This window comes from Arenicella chitinivorans (assembly GCF_014651515.1).
GTDB classification, from domain to species: domain Bacteria; phylum Pseudomonadota; class Gammaproteobacteria; order Arenicellales; family Arenicellaceae; genus Arenicella; species Arenicella chitinivorans.
Window position 1 is genome coordinate 1 of record NZ_BMXA01000010.1, and the last position, 17,965, is coordinate 17,965.

Genomic DNA, 17,965 nt, shown 5'->3' on the forward strand with positions numbered 1-17,965 from the left:
GTACTTGGCGAATCAATTTGTCGAGCTGCTTATCGAGTGTTTGAATCTCTTTCTGAACGGCTTTCAGTACACGACGTATTGGCGCGTGTGTCGGTTTTGGCATGCGAGATAAGCGATTCTTTTGCTGTGTTCTGATGGTTAGTAGTTGTGTTCTCAGTGTGATTAAGTCACTGATTTGTTGTAGTTTTTCGGATTTCAACTGCGTTAAAGCAGGTTTAACCGCTTCGCCATAATGAGCGATGATGAAAGCATCGAGCTTGTCGGTCTTGGCAAGTTGCCCGGTGGCTTTAGCAAAGCTGTGAACGTGCCATGCATTGCAGATAACGATGGGTAACCCAGCATTAAACGCGGCACAGGCGAAGGGCAGTTCGAGTCGCCCTGTCGCCTCAATCAGGATACGATCGGGCTGAACGAGCGCAAGGCGTTCGATGGCGATTTTGATGCCATGCGGGTTGTTATCGACTGAGAAAAAGTCGCCAGTAGGTCGGATGGCGATGTCCAATCGATCTTTGGAAGTGTCGATGCCGACATTGATTTCAGTTTGGTTCATGCTAAGCTACCTCTTGCTTGTTATACGGGCTTGAGTGCTGCGCACCGCGACGCCACCAGGGCCACATCCCAAAAGACTATTCGAAGTTAAACTTGAGAGATTGCTAGCGCTCCTTCTTGTTATCGGTTTTTAAAACCCGTCGCAAATCGAGCTACTAACAATGGCCTTCGGCCGTTACCGAAGGTGGGTCTCAATTTACCCGTAAGACGAACATGGAGAAAGGATATTTATGTGTCGGAATCAACCCTACAAGTTTGCAAAATTTGCTACGTTCGTTTCACTCTTTGCGCGGGACGCGTTTTCAACGCGCCCATTGCAAAGGCGTTAATTACACAGGAGGTATCAATGAAAATCGCATCTTTAATTCTTATTGTTTTATTACTTTGTGGCTGTGCAACGAGTTCTGGCGTTCTCAATCTTGGGCCAGACACATTTTCCGTCTCAATGCATGCTGCACCTGCGAGGGGCGGTACGGTCGGCGCTAAGAAGCTTGCTCTTCAAGAAGCAAATAATCATTGCAAAACCATTAGCAAGTATATTTTGGTAACCAACATAAATACTTACCCTTCATCACATTTGCCGGGTGGTACTGCAGATATTACTTTTCGCTGTCTCGCAGAGGGCGATCCAGATTTAAAGCGTCCAACTTATGAAAAACCAGCCGATATTAAATTTGAAACAAACTAAATGAATAAGGTAATTAACAAGTTCAAAAACGAAACTGTCAGCGATGCTGGCGGCGACGCCGCTTAAACGCGGCGCCTGTTTTAAAGGCGTTACATGTATCCGCAATGAGGGTTCCTACCATTTCATATTATCGCGTACTGTTTGTTGGCTTGATGCTTATGCATCTAGCATTATTTATTTGGTTCGCTCTTTCAGAAAGTCTTCAGCCGATGCCTATGCTTGGAAGTATCATAAATTTCGTAGGTGCTATTGGCGTACTATTCGTTTTCATGACTATTTACGAAATTTTCCTAGAAGACGGAGCGTTTTTTGGTTTAGTTAGCTTTTTCGCAATACCTATACCTATTGTCGGATCAGTGCTTCTTTTTAAATTCTTAATTAAAATGATTAGAAAGGAGAGTCGTGAAAAGCGTAAAAGCATTTAACAAAGCTCAAAACAATACGAACAACAGTACTATGAGATGCGCGCCTAATCTGGTGTCTACTTCTCGTGGGTAGGACCAGCCACTAGACAACGAATTGAGCCAATGGAAACAGAAAAAAGTACAGCTCGCAAGAGAGCAGATGAAATAAAGGATTATCGCTGTAAAAATCTTATAGCTGTAATCGAAGAGCCGAATGACATTCGCAATATTGGAACAGTTATTCGTAATGTGAATGCTCTCGGTGTAGAGAAAACCTATATAGTAGATAGTCGCAAGGCACTACCTGATGGCTGGGAAGAGATGAGAGAAAGAAAGTCTCTCACAAAGCCCTCGGTGTCCGCTATAAAATGGAGCTTCGTAAAGCGATTCGATAGCACTGAAGACTGCCTTGATCATTTGCAGAAGAACAGGTTCGCTTCAGTGGTTACATCGCCACACGTAAAAGGCAAAGACAATCGAATTTTGCATGAAACTGATTACACAACTTACACCAAGCTTGCAGTTTGGTTCGGTAACGAATCCAGAGGAATTAGTGATATTGCCGTAGATCGTAGTGAGTTCTGTGTATCAATTCCAATGTTTGGAATGATTGAAAGCCTAAATCTTGGCACTACGAGTGGTATTGTCCTCTATGAAATCACTAAGCAGAGGCGTGCTTATCAAATGAAGTACAAACGTGCCAATCGTGGGCCTAACAAATCAAGCAGCGCCGGTTCTTGAGGCGTTAGGTTGCGGGCCTGCGCATGGTCAGTGACTACACGCTTGCTCATGAGCTTTACTGTTTCATGGTTTCGGTGCCTGAACTATGGACTTGGACGCAGCTTCAAGGATTGAAAGAGTCGGGGGGAGACACATAAGGAGTACCGAGGTCCAGATTCCGAGTTAATCTTCAGTCTGAGCGTTCTAGATTCAGGAACTGAGAACGGAAAAGAGTACTTACAAGTTTTTGTGAATGTGAGCGAAGTAAATCGCGGCATGTCTCATGGAAGTAGCTATAAGCCACTAGGCACATGCTACATACATATTAAAAATGGCGAGTTGGATATGCCCACAGCTAAGGATATATTCAATGATCTCCAAAAATACGCCACCTAACAAGCGGACAATCTGGTTGGTGCTCTATTTTGTGTATGGCTTCGCCATGTTACATAAAGCGCTACACCAACCAAAATGCAGCTACACTCTGCTTTAATTTTACAAATGCTTGAGCCCGATTACTCAAAGTATTCATATTCAGAGTTGCTTGATGTTTTAGAGCATATAGATCGAGAGACACACCCTGATAGGTACGAAAATGCCAGAATAAATTTGGAAGGGGCTGAACCTACAGAGGCAAAACCTAATGAACGAAAACGCTCAAAACGGTTTGCAAATAGGATTGCTGGAACTTTCTTGGCTATCTATTCAGTTTATATTGCCGCTATGATTATTTTTACTGGATACCCAGGTTATCGAAGCTATCTGCATGAATGGTCGTATTTCTTTATAGAGTCCAGTCAATTGCGTCAGACAGTTTCTTTCTGCGTGCTTATTATTGGCTTCATGCTTACTTACAAATTATGGAAAAAGAAAGATGACTAATAAATCTCAAAACAAGCGTCTTCGGCTCGGATGCGTTTTTAATGCGCCCCTTGCAAAGACGCTGGCCCTCAAGAATTAAGGAGAAACAATCAAATGCAGAATATTACGAACATTGGCGTACCGCCCTGGACTCGTTCTGAAATTATTTCCCATCTCGATGAATTTGAAGCAATCTATGCAGAGCGTCCTATCAAAGATAATCAAGGAGGTATGAAAGCCCCGCATATGTTTGCTGTTTGGTTCATGGCAAAACAATTATCCCCGGATATCATCGTTGAAAGCGGTATATGGAAAGGGCAGAGCACCTGGCTGCTAGAGACAGCATGCCCTGACGCCAAGTTGTTTTCAATTGACTTAAATCTAGGCTATCGGCAATATATTTCCGACCGTGCTATATATTTAGATAAGGATTTTGCTGAACAGGATTGGTCTGGAATAAGTGATCGTTCGCTCGTATTCTTCGATGATCACCAAAACGCCTACAAACGACTACAGCAGTGTAATTGGTTTGGGTTTAAACATATTATATTCGAAGACAACTACCCAGTGACACAAGGCGATTGTTATAGTCTTAAAAAGGCATTTTCTAATGCGGGTTTTGAACATGTTTACTCTGCATCAAGAACCCTTGGCAATAGTATCGTTGCTAAAGCAGCAAGACGAGTTGTTGCTCGGCTAGCTGGACTTAATCCAATTGCGCTAACCCCTCAGTATGAAACCGAAAAAATTCCTCCGAACGATGTGGATTCGAGGATGCTGAAAAAGAATCTTGATGTTTACTACGAATTCCCCCCAGTTTTCAGGACCAGCAAGACCCGCTGGGGCGACGAGTGGGATGATATGACATACCCGACCCCAAAGCCGTTAATCGAGCAGTCGGGCGAACTATCTCATAAGCTATTTTTAGATGAGGCAGTATTTTATACCTGGATATGTTACGCAAAACTGAAGTAACGAGTGGCTAACAAGGCGCTACACCGGACGGTAATTACGCTGCCCTCGATTGTCGCGGGTGAGATTGGGTGTTATGACTTGTGCGAGCACTATTAGGATTTGTCTTAGAGATTTATCATGTTCAAAAAACAACAAACAGAACATGCCAATATAAATACTAAGCACCTTGTCCGCTCGAATGAGCTTGAATCATACAAACACTTTAAATATCCCTCCCGTGGTCGGGCGGGACGCGTTTTTAATGCGCCTCGGTAAGTGGGCGTCATCTGTGTTGGCAGTACTATGAGAGTCTGTCAGGCGGTATGTATCCATATATGCCCATTAAAACGTTTAACCTGCTAGAAATCGGCGGGTGAAGAGAGGAATTGTTGAAACTGTCTGTAAAGCACTGTGACGGGATAAACGGATAGCGCGAAATTGTTGTCCTTGCTCATTTCCTTAATATGGTTGTCAGGATCAATTTCCACGAATACAGGGATATATCCCATGGTTTCTAGGGCTGATGAAATTTCATTTGTGTACTCCAAATCGATGCTTAGATCTTGGGAATCTCTCGGGTGCAGGATATCTATTTGCTTATCACCTACTATAGTTAATTTTTCCTTGTTATTGACATCAAAAGTAGATGTTAATATTTTTTCTTCACTATAGTAGAATCTTACTGTCACATTTTTAGCACGTTTCAACGACCAGTTGCGGACAGTGGAGGTAATCCGCAGCTTTCTGTCTTCTTCTATTAATTCTGTTTTTATATCAAGCGACAATAGCTTGAGTGAACTTTTTTTAAGGCCAAGATACGGTATAACCATCCCTAAGTCAGGGTGCTCGTAATACTGCTGCCAATAAGTAGGGAGTACTTTGTTAACAGGGACCCTCACTGCATAGCTAAGACGAATCATATTAGCTTGGTCGATGTAAAAGTATGGATGGATCTTGAAATCTTTGATGTCCTGATCAGGTGGGGGTAACCTAGGCAAGTTAAGTTCCAGACTAAACGTATTTTCAATGGTATAACTCGATAACTCCAACTGATGATAAGATTCTTCTAAATTTGACTCAATTTCTGTAGACAGACTGACAATTGCTGGAAACTCTACACCGATTGAAACTGATCCAGACACCGTTGTTGTCGCAGAAATTGATGTGCTATTCGTCTCATTATTCAAATCCTTGAATTCGATTTTGTAGGTACGATGCATATTCGGATTAACACTAATCTCTTTTCCCCATAGAAGTCGCTGAATATCCTCAGGTTCTCTAGGCGGGTAAGATAAAAGGTTTCCGGCCTGATGCGAGGCTCTTCTAAATAAATTACGTCCTAGCTCTGAAAGCTTCATAGGTTGAGATGATGGCCTAACAAATAAAAAACGCCCGGATGGCTCGTCTCCGATAAAAACAGGGTATTCGTATACTTCGTAGTTGATCCCCACGTACAACACCACGTCCTGCTTATCAACCTCAATGATTTCACTTTGAATAACTTCTTTTGTGCTCGTGTATGCGTTTTCGGTTGATTTGTCAAACCTGCTAGAAACTACTGCGTTGATCTTAGTGCCGAAAATATCGCCAATAGAGTTGAAGGAAGTTTCCAACTTTTTCGATTTTGACTGGCTTGTTTTGAACACGATATTCCTCTTTTCCTGTTTAGAACTTTGAGACGTGAAGGTGAGTGTCGGAATTTCGCCATCTGCGTAGTCAATCAATGAGGAAAATGGGATTGCGTCCAGTACCGCCAAGGGCTGTAGCCTATGCGTGATTGTATAGTTCCTTGGGTCTCTTGTACTAATTTCTTTATTTGAAAATGCTACTGCCGAGGGCCATATCTGAAAATCTTTGGAATCTCTCTTGTACCCCTTATCAACAATTTCAAATTGTCTATCATCTTTGTTTAGCTTAAAAATACGCTTGGTGACTTTGACATTGCTTATCCCTGCGGATGATGGTGATAGTTTAGAGCAATCTTGAACTATATATAGCTGTTCTCCTATATGAGTCCCTCTTGAATAATTCCAGAAATCACCTTCGTCCGATTCGAAAGCACGCCGCATTTCTTCATCTCTATTCAAAGTTCCATTGCTTTTCTGGGAAAATATCTCTAAGCACTGGTGTTGATTTTCTGAATATAAAAAATAAATAACATTACCGATATTATGAAGCATTGTAGTTTGGGTCATCCAAACCCAATCCTGCAAATTTGCAATTGCTACAGGATACTTTTTATCCCATATTTGGATATATTCTAATCCGGTCCATTTGTACCCCACTAAATTGTTGCTATGAAATTTGTGCAGATTCAAATACACAAATCCATTTAAGCAGATAACGCTTGGGTTGAGTGAGCCAAGAAATCTTACATTTTCGTATGACTGGACTGAAATCAGGCATTGAACTTTGTTTAACCTGATTTGCTTGGAGGGGATGTTAATAGTCAGCCGAATTATACTAGTAACAAGCTTCCCATCATTTGTAAAACCGCTTAACACAATCACCAAAATGATCGCATCTTTCGTTTGATTTTGTTCCGTAGAAATGTCTAAACCGCAAATGGAATCTTGTGCTATCCCCATATTGTGTTTAGTGACTGGTAGTTTTCCCCATACACTTTTCCCCCCTTTGGAAAAGGAGTAAATATCTACTTTAAACTGAGTTTCATCTACCGATACTGTTATGATCTGCTCTTTCCTCGGTACCCCTAGGACATCACAGGCGGCTGATTTAGTGTAATAGTTGGTGTGTTCTTTGTATAATTCCTGGTATCTGGAAAGCGAATTAAGATCTACTTGTGCCAAAGTGATCTCTGTATTTTTTTGAGAGAGCATTTGCAGCCCATTGGATTCTGTATCAAAACTTCCAATAAGAGCGTCAACTTTTGAAAGGTTCGCCACCTCCCGAGTACTCGAATTCCTTTCTTCGGCGAATTCTTCAGGAGTTATTCTTGAATCAACAATCAGCGCAGCCGATGTTGAGATAGACGTTCTACTAAATTCGCCAGTCGTTTCGGTAATCGATCGGATATAGCCCATCGGGAGCGTGAATTTCCAGCTATCACTGGACGTCTCATCCATTGGCCTACCAGATTGAACAGATTGATGTTTTTCCCGTTGTGAGGGAGGTTCTTTAAACTCTAGTTGATCTGAAATAGGTGATTCTGATTCTTTAAGAGACATTGTTTCTGCCCAGCTAGCGAATTGTAAGATTTCCGCTTGCCAGTTTGGCCTCTCCTTGAATGCATGATGCACTTGTCGATCTAGTTCGTGATCACCAGCCTCCAGTTTTTTCAGTGAAAGACCGGAGATGTCGTTGTCGTATCTTTGCACAAAGGAATAAGCTAGCTGGCTCTTGTGCGCCAGCTCCTGCATTATTGATTGGAGGCTTTTTTTCATGATTTATTTTTGAGAGTCAAATAAGTTGGGTGTACGCTCTTTTGTTTTCATGCTTATGTTAATTTTTGACGCTTCTTCGTAAATTTTGATTTTTAATAAATCGTAAAAGTCAGCCTGTCCCAAATGATCGGCGTGATTGTCTCTTAGCCGTTCCAATTCACGGTAACTTTTACTATCGGTTCATGACAAGTACGAGTGCAGTTGTTTTAGAGATATGTGGGCCATATGGTGAGGCTCTGAAAATATATGGTGACGAACCACCCCGACTCGGATCTATGGAATATGGATTGAGAGTTTCCAAAGCATACCGAATTCGTTCGCCCGTCATGTGCGTACACATCCGACATTGCAATCAGTAACACGAATACCATCAGCAGCCTCCTATTCTTCTCATTAGAACGAACGCCAGATGTTAAGTGTAGCCAAAGGATGCTATGTGAGAAAAGCGACGTTAGTCTAGTTTTTATGTGGCCAAAGGTGTATCTAATCTATGATCTTGAGGTGAGTGGCGGCGTTCCTAACCCAATATACGTAGGTTATTTAATTATCTATCGCGCATGATTTCAGCAGCAGGTGCGAGCGATATACGGTGGGTCATACGAAGTAATTTCACTTTCCCGACTCCAAACTGATACTTCAGCGTATCTCGCTAGTATTAAGTCGAAAAATACCCTGCCTACAACAACGCTGAATTCAATTCAGCACCGACTCTAAACCCGATAACTACGCTCAATATACTCACGCGTGACCACGCCATAGATGCGTTCTCGGCTCGGGCCGTGTGCACCGGTAATGTACAAAACGTTGCATTGCTCAGAGAGTATTTTTTCGTGGGCTGCTTGGCGTGTTGCCACGATCGCAATGGCGGCGGTGTCGCGTCGTTTGGCTGGGATTTTATATCGCTCCAACATGATTTGAGGGTCCATGAATTGAGAGGCAATACTCGAAAAAGCGGGCTAGTCTGGCAGTCAAGCCCGCGATTCAACAGTTGCTAGATCGTATTCGAACCTACTTTGATGGCGCAAATTTTGGAATGGTGCTCATGGCTTTCTCTGTGTCAAACTTTTCAGCTTGGAACAGCTTCGGGTAATACCATGCGCGCAGATCAGCGTGGAAGTTTCTGACTTGTTGATCGAATTCTAATGCTGAACGAACGTCTGTATTTGCAAGCGCCTCTAATTGTCTCTGAAGTAGGGTGGCAGGTGAAATTAAGCCTAGCCAGTTTGCGAGCTCGTCTCTTCTTGCTTGACCTTGTCGGTAAGCTAGACTGCGGGACTCAACCTTCTGGTCACCAACCTGCTGAAAGGCGTAATACCATTTCCATTCGAAACCGTCTTCATCGTTCCAGGCTGTGTGCTCGCGCCATTCTGGGTGCTGTACAAGGAAAGCCGCATACGTGGCGTGTTTGGGCAGGTCCCATGCATCATTGACTGCTTCCCGTTGGGTTAACACGATTTCGCCACCATCGATCATCGGGACAGTTTTGTCTATGACTTGCGTGAGTGTGGCTGGGACGATAACGCAGAATAAAAGCCATACACCAAGTAGGATAGTAAGATTGTAAGACCCCGTTCGATTGGCGGTTGCTAGCCACAACGAGATCGCCATCCAGAAAATAAGGTAGAGGAAAACCGCGAAGACGCAGAGTGCGAGTGTCGATGGGGCGGTTCCAGCGACAAGCCCTCCGATCACGACTGGCAGACAGAGCGCAGTGGTTAACGCTAAAATACGCAGTATTGAACGTTGCCACCAAAGCTTTCGTGTGCTGCCAACGCTCGCCTCAATTAGGTTTAACCGTCCAGCCACATGCTCACCCGAACGAAGGTCAAACAATAATAAGACGACTAGCAGTGGGGCAATTAGGCTTGCTACGAAGACAAAGTCAAATCGTCCGATCAGTGCAAAATCTGGGTTATTGGCATCTGTTTCGTAGATTTGACCTTCCAAGGCAAGCATACGAATGCGATGCTTCCAAGGGCTTACATCGCGTTGACCGAGAGCCGCATAAGCAAAGTTCGAGGGTGGATCAAAGGCTAAATGAAACGTGTAGTAGGCAGCTGACCCCCAATCGGACTGTTTTGAGAGAGTCACCTGTCGTTCAATTTGATCCAATTGCTGTAACTCGGCGATTTCCAAATGCTGTTGGCGTACTTCAATTGTTCCTAACACCACCGCAGATGCCGAAAAGGTAAGTGCCAGTAAACACCATACCCATACCGCCTTGTCGTGGAGCATAAATTTCAGTTCACGCATCATGGTTTCAGCCTCCTAGCGGTGATCATGCCGAGGCCGAGTATGACGACAAGCCAAATCAAGAGTGCCCCTAGCTTAGGTGTCGCGCGACCTACTCGTTCCATTGCGGGGTCAGGTGTAAACCTGAATTCTTTCAACACGCGCCAGTTGTCAGAATCGACACGTGCTCGCTTCCAGCCTTCTTCTCCTTTGTTGCGATTGATGTCATCGAGATACGACAGCTTTTCAATGTGCGCTTGATTTAAACCCTGGACGAAATCGTATCGCAATGACTCGGCTTCTCTTAAAAAGCGGTGATGCGTCTCAAGGTCAGTGCCCGCTAAGTTGCGAGATGCTCCGCTAATCGCGAGATAAGGTGATAACCATTTAAAGTTCGATAAATGGTTGGCTTGATCAAGCTCTCGTTGCATACGTTTTTCCGCATAGAGGTTTAGCGTTTTAGTTAACTCAGCTTCACTTCTTGAAGCGACCATTCCACGGAAATTCAGCGGCAGTTCCTCAACACTCTTGACGTTATATTGAGATAGTAGGGATACGCGAAACTGAGCAAACGCGGGATCAGCGGCATTGTGGCCGTCGCCCAGCTTTCGTAAATCTTCATTCATACGCATATCGGTCAATATCTTTCCTTCCGATGGTAGGTTGGCGCTGGCCGAGGTGACGCCAATGCGTGGAATAACCAGCACGCTGAGAACCCAAATCGTGGACAAAACTCCCAAGGCGACGGCACGAGAGCGCGTCGTGATCGAAACTAGCAGCGTTAACACGGCCCAAATGCACAGGTAGAGTAGGTTTCCGACATAGAGCGTCAGGCTGGTGAGGAAACTTTCGCCATAAAAGCTCGAAGTTACTGAGGAAAAAAGCGCCGGCAAAGAAAGTAAGCCAATCAATGCGCCCATGGCGACTAGCTTTCCTTGGTATAGAGAGATGCCAGTAACACCTTGAGATAACAGTGGCCCCAGTGTGCGCGCCTCTCGCTCTCGTAAAATGACGCCATGTCCTAGCGCAATAATCAAAAGCGGCAGAAACAAATGATAGAGCTTCGCTGGCGTCAGCTTGCCGAATCCACCCGTGCGGGCTTGCGCGCGCGCATCGGCAAACATGGCAGAGTTTTGACGATGCCCCTCTAAAAACATCGATTGCCCAGTAACCGCATCCACACCGGAATCAAACATGGCGAGCGGCGGTGGAGCACGAAAGACATAGTGGCCATAATGCACCATGCGATGGGGATGGCGATTGGGTTGGTTTAAAAAGGTCTCTTCAGCTTGTTGCTGTTGATGGAGGCGTTGATGCTGAGCTTCGCGTAACTCCAATGTATTGAGCACTGTTGTGAACAATAGTAAGGCGGAAAACACAATCAAGCAGAGGACGGTCAACTTAGAGCGCGACCACTGCCTCCATTCCTCTCTAGCTATTCGGACTATACTATTCATTTAGGAATTCGCTCGCTCAGCAAAGTTTGCGTGTACAACTTGAGTGTCTATTTTTTGTCCATTCATGGCGTCGAAACTTCCGACCAGTTCACCTCGACGTAGTAGACCAATGCGGTCAGCGACTTGGCATGCTCCATAGACATCATGGGTCACCATCAAAATCGTTTTACCTCGCTCCGCAAGTGTGCGCACAAGCAAATTGAACTCGTCAATTGCGATCGGGTCGAGGCCTGATGTCGGTTCATCCAGCAAGAGAATCGGTGTTTCCCGCAGGATCGCGAGAGCGATAGCGACTTTTTGACGCATGCCTTTCGAGTAACTCTCCATGTGCTTCTTCCGTGACTCAGGCTGAAGGCCAACTTCATCTAGGGCGCTGTCTAGCGCTACGTGAGGTATTTTTTTTCCGGCTAAATCTAAGAAGTACGCAAGATTTTCATATGCATTGAGGTGCGGGTACAGTGTCGCCGCTTCCGGTAAATACGCGATTTGCTTGCGAAGCTCTCTAGTTTGCTTCGTCACATCGCTATTCAAAACTGAGGCTGAGCCTTTGTCGGGGCTCAAAAAACCTAATAGTGTTAATAGTGTTGTGGATTTTCCTGCGCCGTTGCCACCAAGTAAGGCGTAGACACTGCCGGCTTCGACGTCAAAGGAAACACCTTGAAGTACCTCTGTACCGTTTCGGCTAACAAACAAATCGCTGACTGCTATGGCTGTCATGCAAAAGCTCCTAATGAATTTTAGTTTGAGTACACAATCTCACTCATGGCCCGGATAGTGGGCGCATGTTGAGTACCAGTTAGAGTTGCTAGAAAGAATAGGTCATGGTCATTCTCCATCGACGCGGCGCGCCAGGCCCTACCCATACGTCAGCATAAGAGTTGGTATAGAATGTCTCGTCTAATACGTTATCTACGTCCAAACGCAAAGACAGGCTATTGACCGGTTTGATCTCTGCAAACATCCTGAAGGTTGTGTAGTCCGGCAAGGTGAAGTCAGACCCGACAAACCCGTTACGCTCGCCGGTGTAGAGAACCCCACCACCGAGACGAAAGGGCAGTTCCTGAATCGTCAACTCTTTGCTGGTCTGGATGTTCAATTGATGTTCTGGCGAGTTGATGACAGGGTCTCCGGCATCAATAGAGAATCCAAATCCATCAGCATCAGCAAAACTATTCGTGAACTTTGCGTCAGTGTATGCGTACGAGGTCCAAACACTAAGACCGTTATCCCACTTTAAATAGGCGTCAAGTTCTAGGCCGGTGCTCTCAGCTTTACCCGCTGGAATTGAGAAAAATCCGACCGCAGTCGCCGCCGGCCGATCATCATTGACTAAAAAGTTGCTCTGCTCGATCTGGAACAAAGCCATTGTAAACGAACCTTCGATTGTGTCGGCCATTTCGCCAAGATCAACTTTTAAACCAATCTCAGCCGACTCCGTTATGTTCGGATCAAATTGATTGCCTTGAAAGTCCTGTCCGGTTTGTTGCCGATACCCTTCTCCGTAAGAGGCATACAGGCTTAACCCGTCGCTCACTCGATACACTGCACCGACTTGTGGGGAAAAGCGATCATCTGACGAAGTGATGGTTGTTGGCGTAGATGCCAGTCGATTAGTTAAGTCCTGTTCAAAGTCGTCAAATCGCGCACCAAGTCGGATTTGTAGCTTCTCGTTAAGATCAATTTGGTCCTGAATATAAATCCCGTAGCCTTTGAGAACCTCATTTCGATTGGTGTTCGCGCCCGCGAGCGGATTAAGGTTTGCACCGTAAACAGGGTTATCGATTTCAAGGATCAAATCGTTAGCGAGATCCGCTGATGTCAATGCATTAATATCGCCACTGAATCTCGAACGATATCGATCGATAACCAATGTGTTGTCAAATTTATCGTAGTCGATCCCGAAAATGACTCGATGCCGCAGTTCGCCTGTGTTGAACTCACCAGCTAGCTCGCCCCTGAGTACAAAATACTCAGAATCAAAGTCACGGGAGCGGAAGAAACGTGAGATGGTCTGACCGTTTTGGAAATAAGTTTGGCGTGAACCGAACTGAGGTTCGAACGCATCCCCATTAAGACTGGTTTCGCGGAAACCGACACCGCCTAAGAAACTCCAGTTATCGCTTAAGTTATTCTGAAATTCAAATTGATGTCCGACCACTTCAGTTTCGATGGGGACATTCTCGCCGACAAAAACGTCTCGCGGAGAGAATCCGAATTCCTCGGCGTAAACAACACCACGATCAAATGGCAGTTCCTGCGTGGTGTACTCTAAATCATAGGTTAGGCTAGTTTGGTCTGACATTTTCCAGTTCAAAGAGGGGTAAAACCCTACCTTTTCGGATTCTGCCGGTTCACGAAAGCTATCACTGTCTTCGTAGAACCCAACCAGGCGGAGACCAAGGTTTTCGCTCTCGCCTAACACCGTCTGGTAGTCTCCCTCAACACGGCGGTGGTTCCACTCGCCGACGCTGCCACGGAGATAACCGCCAGTTTCAAAGTTTGGACGTTTTGTTACTAGATTAATAGTGCCACCAGGTTCACCGCGCCCGAAGAGGGCTGAGCGAGGGCCTTTTAATACTTCGACAGACGCAATGCCGACTAAGTCACGTGGGCCACCGAATCCTCGGCCTGCGTTAAATCCATTCACCAGAAAACCACTGGGCAAATTGATGTCTCCAGAGAATCCGCGAATTGAAAAACTGTTCCACATTCCACCGAAATTATTTTGTCGAGCCACAGAAGCTGATAGGTCAAGCGCTTCATCTAAATTGATGGAGCCGGCATCCCGTAGCAGTTCTTCATTCATGAATTGGTCCGCTGTTGGACTCTCTAAAGCATCAAAGTTGCCCTGGTAAGCACGACGTTCTCCAAGCACAAACAGCTCTTCAATTTTTGCCGTCTCAGGTGCATTCGGTGTTGGTTCGTCCTCGGCATGCGCATTGGTGAGCCCAAGGGTTAGGCCGAGGAGCAATGTTACGGGTTTAAGCTTGTGATTGTTCATAGTGGATCTGTTCAGGGTTGGGTATAGAGGTAAAATTGGATGTTTGATTCGTTAACAGCAGCTCGGGGGCGGTTGGGGCACAATGGTCGAGAGTGACTTGGGCATGAGACTGGGCTGAGTATGTGTTGAAAGGTAATAATATAACATTACTGTTTGAGGTAACAAACGGATTTTTAGGTCATGAGAGAGAATTAGGGTTAGAGGGAATTGCTGGCTGATTCGCCTCAACAGGATTGCCGCATTTTTTCGAGATTCGTGCTGGGCACGCACGGACATGTTAATTTTTTTAATCAGTCACGCATATTCTAAGAATAGGGAGGCGAGTAAGATTGGGCCAGAGACTAAACGCATCTGAGCTACTTCGACTCGAGCAATGATGAGGGCTTTATCTATCCTGGCAGGCCCGGCCACTCTAAACCCGATAACTACTCTCAATATGCTCACGCGTGACCACGCCATAGATGCGTTCTCTGCTCGGGCCGTGTGCACCGGTGATGTACAAAACGTCGCATTGCTCAGAGAGCATTTTTTCGTGGGCTTCTTGGAGTGTTGCCACGATCGTAATGGCGGCGGTGTCGAGTCGTTTGGCCGGTATTTTGTATAAATCCAGTATCATTTCTTCGGGGTTGGGTACTGGTTTAGCGTGCTGTAACTCATTCAGGTGACGAGCTAGGTCGGTGGCCGGTAGAACGCTGTTCTTGCGGCTTCCTTTGGCGTCTCTGAGCAGAATCCAACGTGGTTCCTTGCTTAACAGTGTTTCAGCGTCGAGCGCGCTCATAATTCGCTCTTGCTGCAATATTTCACGGTCCATCACACTCGCGACGCCAATTCGTCTCAACGCTTTTGATAGCGGACTGTTGCGGTAGTCGAGGCCACGACTCAGCATCAAATGTCGATAGATGGATGATTTACCAAACACCACTCTGGTGACCAGTGATGCCGTGATGACTGCGGTCATGCCCGGTAGAATGATGGCCTCACTGGTGGTCAGCTCGAGCAGGTAGATCAAGGCTGCCAGTGGCGCTTGTAAGGTTGCTGCCATCATCGCCGCCATGCCCAAGATGGTATAAAACCCAGCTTCAGCCGTGCCCCAGCCAAGCGAATTCATGATGACGCCGATCGCCGCGCCAGCGGATGCGCCGATGAGTAGGATGGGTCCAATTAGCCCGGCTGGCATTCCCAGGCCAATAGACAAGGACGTGGCGGTAAACTTAGCCGCCAGCAGAATCAGAATAAACCCAAGTGACAGTTCTGCCAGCAGTAGGGCATCGATACTGGTGTAACCTGTGCCCATGATATGTGGAACCCAGAACGCGATCAGCCCGGTTAGCAATCCGGCTAACAGCATGCGTCGCCAAATGGGCTGACGCGTGAACAAACTATTGGTAAACAGTGTCAGGTGCGTGAACGCGGCGGCCAGGCAGCCGACAAGCGCGCCCAGTAGCGCGACAACCGGTAATTCAATTAAGGCGGCGGTTGCCATGCCTGGAACCGAAAACGCGGTGTCATCGCCAAATATGACGCGCGTGAGCGTGGCAGAACTTACCGCGGCGAGGATGACGGGCGTAAAGCCGATCACGGTGTACTCCATGATCACCACTTCCATCGCAAAAATAACGCCAGCTAACGGTGTGTTGAACGCAGCAGATATCGCCGCGGCAACCCCGCAGCCAACAAGAATGCGTACGCCATTATTGGGAATGCGCAACATGCGCCCGAGTACGCTCCCGCCGGTGGCACCTAAATGCACGCTGGGGCCTTCGCGGCCAACAGACTGCCCGGAAACCAGCGCAATGGCACCTACCACAAACTGCACAATGGCATTACGAATGGGTAAGTGCCCTTGATGGTAGTCAAGTCGCTCAAGTACGTGTACCACGCCAACATCACGCGCTCGCGCCTTTAATAATTGCAGTACTACACCGACGATTAGGCCGCCCGCCAAACATAACAGCAGGCGTGTAGTGCCCGACAAAGAATCGAAGCCTTCCGGCGTACCACTGGGCAATAGTGACGCACTGCTGCTGTCGACCGCTAGTCGAAACAGGATGATGATACCGCCGCTGATGAGGCCGCACACCAGGCCCAGCAGGGCGAGCATCGGCAGGCCTTCTACCTGACTGGCGAGACGGACTTGCTGGGCTTCCAGAAAACGCTGGTAACCGAGGCGCAGGAAACCAGGTATTAGCTCAGCGAAACCTGGTTTGCGCATCGGTGAACTCCTAGAACGGTGTGTTGACCGCCGGGTCTATTTGTTGGATAAGCGCCTTAAATTCAGACTGGATTCGGCTCAGTGCGGCGTTTGAATCGGCTTCGAATCGCAGCACCAGAATCGGTGTGGTGTTCGATGGTCGAATCAGGCCAAACCCGTCTTGGTAATCGACGCGTAAACCATCAATTTTACTGACTTCGGCGTCTTTGAAGTCGGCGGACTGTTTAAGTTTATCCATAAACGCGTAATGCTCACCTTCGGCGAACTCAATGCGCAGTTCAGGCGTATTGATACTGTTTGGTAACGCGTCGAAGATTTCTTGTGGTGTCTGCGGTAATTTTGCAAGCAGTTCGATCAGTCGAGCGCCAGCGTAGACACCATCATCAAACCCATACCAACGTTCTTTAAAGAAAATATGGCCACTCATCTCACCTGCGAGCGCTGCACCAGTTTCCTTGAGCTTGGCTTTGATAAACGAGTGTCCGGTGCGCCACATGGTTGGCTGGCCACCAGCGGCCTCGATTTCAACCGGCAGATTGCGCGAACACTTGACGTCGTAGATGATTTCGCTGCCCGGATTACGCTGCAAGATGTCGCGTGCAAACAAAATCATTTGACGGTCGGGCCAGACGATCTCGCCTTTGGCGGTGACCACGCCTAAGCGGTCGCCATCACCATCAAACGCGAGACCTAATTCAGCGTTTTCTGCTTTTACAGTGCGAATCAAGTCTTGCAGGTTTTCGATCTGGCTAGGATCTGGGTGATGATTAGGGAAGGTGCCATCCACTTCGCTAAACAGTTCGATAACGTCGCAGCCAATCGCTTTAAACACCTGAGGCGCTGTGGCACCGGCGACACCGTTGCCGCAGTCAATGACAATCTTCATTGGTCTGGCGGCTTGTACGTCGTCGGTAATGCGTTTGATGTAGTCGTCGATGATCGGCTGAGACTCATAACCGCCGTTGCCGCTTTCAAAGTCTTGTTCCAGAATGCGTCGCTTTAAATCCTGAATGCGTTCAGCGGACAGGGTAGTACCCTCGACCACCATTTTAAATCCGTTGTAATTCGGTGGATTATGGCTGCCGGTGATGGCGATACAGGACGGAATGTCTTTCGAGTAGCTGGAGTAATAAACCACCGGAGAGGGCGCTACCCCAACGTCAATCACGTCAACGCCGCTGGCACGCAGTCCGTCTGCTAACGCTTCGGACAGCATAGGCCCAGATAACCTGCCATCACGCCCGATAACGATGCTTTTGCCACCATTTTTAATTACTTCACTACCGACCGCCTGGCCAATTTTTTTGGTAATGTCGACGGTGAGCGTGTCATCCACAATGCCGCGGATGTCGTAAGCTTTAAAAATAGAATGCGGAAAGGTCATATCGATTGAAGGAGGTTGGTTTACTAAGGGGCCGAGATTTGGGACCGAATCCGACTATCATCAGTGATACGCGGATTCGATCACCAGCCTGACTGCGGC

The 17,965-nt window shown here is 46.7% G+C and carries 13 protein-coding genes; 4 read left to right on the top strand and 9 right to left on the bottom strand.

Features of this window, described 5'->3' with window-relative positions; all coding sequences use genetic code 11:
- Window positions 1-550, bottom strand: a 550-nt coding sequence (locus IE055_RS17135) for an IS110 family transposase (protein ID WP_189402920.1), incomplete at its 3' end; no start/stop codon positions are given.
- Window positions 551-895: 345 nt separating this feature from the next.
- On the opposite strand from IE055_RS17135, the gene IE055_RS17140 reads away from it, so the two are divergent.
- The 4 genes from IE055_RS17140 to IE055_RS17155 all read left to right on the top strand — a co-directional run bounded on the left by IE055_RS17140 (window position 896) and on the right by IE055_RS17155 (window position 4,197).
- A complete protein-coding gene (locus IE055_RS17140) occupies window positions 896-1,237 on the top strand; it encodes a hypothetical protein (protein ID WP_189402921.1) in 342 nt (113 codons plus the stop codon).
- Between the two features lie 527 nt (window positions 1,238-1,764).
- Window positions 1,765-2,382, top strand: a complete 618-nt coding sequence (locus tag IE055_RS17145; protein ID WP_189402922.1) for a TrmH family RNA methyltransferase — start codon at window positions 1,765-1,767, stop codon at window positions 2,380-2,382.
- 450 nt (window positions 2,383-2,832) lie between these two features.
- A complete protein-coding gene (locus IE055_RS17150; protein ID WP_189402923.1) occupies window positions 2,833-3,243 on the top strand; it encodes a hypothetical protein in 411 nt (136 codons plus the stop codon).
- Window positions 3,244-3,336: 93 nt separating this feature from the next.
- Window positions 3,337-4,197 (top strand): hypothetical protein, encoded by an 861-nt coding sequence (locus tag IE055_RS17155; protein ID WP_189402924.1) that lies wholly within the window; start codon window positions 3,337-3,339, stop codon window positions 4,195-4,197.
- A 338-nt stretch (window positions 4,198-4,535) separates the two neighbouring features.
- Here IE055_RS17155 and IE055_RS17160 read toward each other — a convergent pair whose 3' ends face one another.
- From IE055_RS17160 to IE055_RS17195, 8 genes are all read right to left on the bottom strand, one after another.
- Entirely contained in the window at window positions 4,536-7,580 is a 3,045-nt protein-coding gene (locus tag IE055_RS17160; protein ID WP_189402925.1) for a CARDB domain-containing protein, read from the bottom strand.
- Between the two features lie 710 nt (window positions 7,581-8,290).
- Window positions 8,291-8,491 carry a hypothetical protein gene (locus IE055_RS17165; protein WP_189402926.1) on the bottom strand — a complete coding sequence of 67 codons (201 nt, stop codon included), beginning with the start codon at window positions 8,489-8,491 and terminating at the stop codon, window positions 8,291-8,293.
- A 97-nt stretch (window positions 8,492-8,588) separates the two neighbouring features.
- On the bottom strand, window positions 8,589-9,836 hold the full coding sequence (locus IE055_RS17170; RefSeq protein WP_229794349.1) for a DUF3526 domain-containing protein: 1,248 nt from the start codon (window positions 9,834-9,836) through the stop codon (window positions 8,589-8,591).
- Window positions 9,833-11,269 carry an ABC transporter permease gene (locus IE055_RS17175; RefSeq protein ID WP_189402927.1) on the bottom strand — a complete coding sequence of 479 codons (1,437 nt, stop codon included), beginning with the start codon at window positions 11,267-11,269 and terminating at the stop codon, window positions 9,833-9,835. The genes IE055_RS17170 and IE055_RS17175 overlap by 4 nt, the downstream gene beginning before the upstream one ends.
- Window positions 11,270-11,986: an ABC transporter ATP-binding protein gene (locus IE055_RS17180; protein WP_189402928.1), complete on the bottom strand. Its 717-nt coding sequence runs from the start codon at window positions 11,984-11,986 to the stop codon at window positions 11,270-11,272. It abuts the gene before it with no gap.
- An 88-nt stretch (window positions 11,987-12,074) separates the two neighbouring features.
- Complete coding sequence (locus IE055_RS17185) at window positions 12,075-14,270, bottom strand: TonB-dependent siderophore receptor (protein ID WP_189402929.1); 2,196 nt, start codon at window positions 14,268-14,270, stop codon at window positions 12,075-12,077.
- Between the two features lie 412 nt (window positions 14,271-14,682).
- Entirely contained in the window at window positions 14,683-16,482 is a 1,800-nt protein-coding gene (locus tag IE055_RS17190; protein WP_189402930.1) for a chloride channel protein, read from the bottom strand.
- Between the two features lie 10 nt (window positions 16,483-16,492).
- Window positions 16,493-17,866: a phosphomannomutase/phosphoglucomutase gene (locus tag IE055_RS17195; RefSeq protein WP_189402931.1), complete on the bottom strand. Its 1,374-nt coding sequence runs from the start codon at window positions 17,864-17,866 to the stop codon at window positions 16,493-16,495.
- Window positions 17,867-17,965 lie beyond the last annotated feature (99 nt).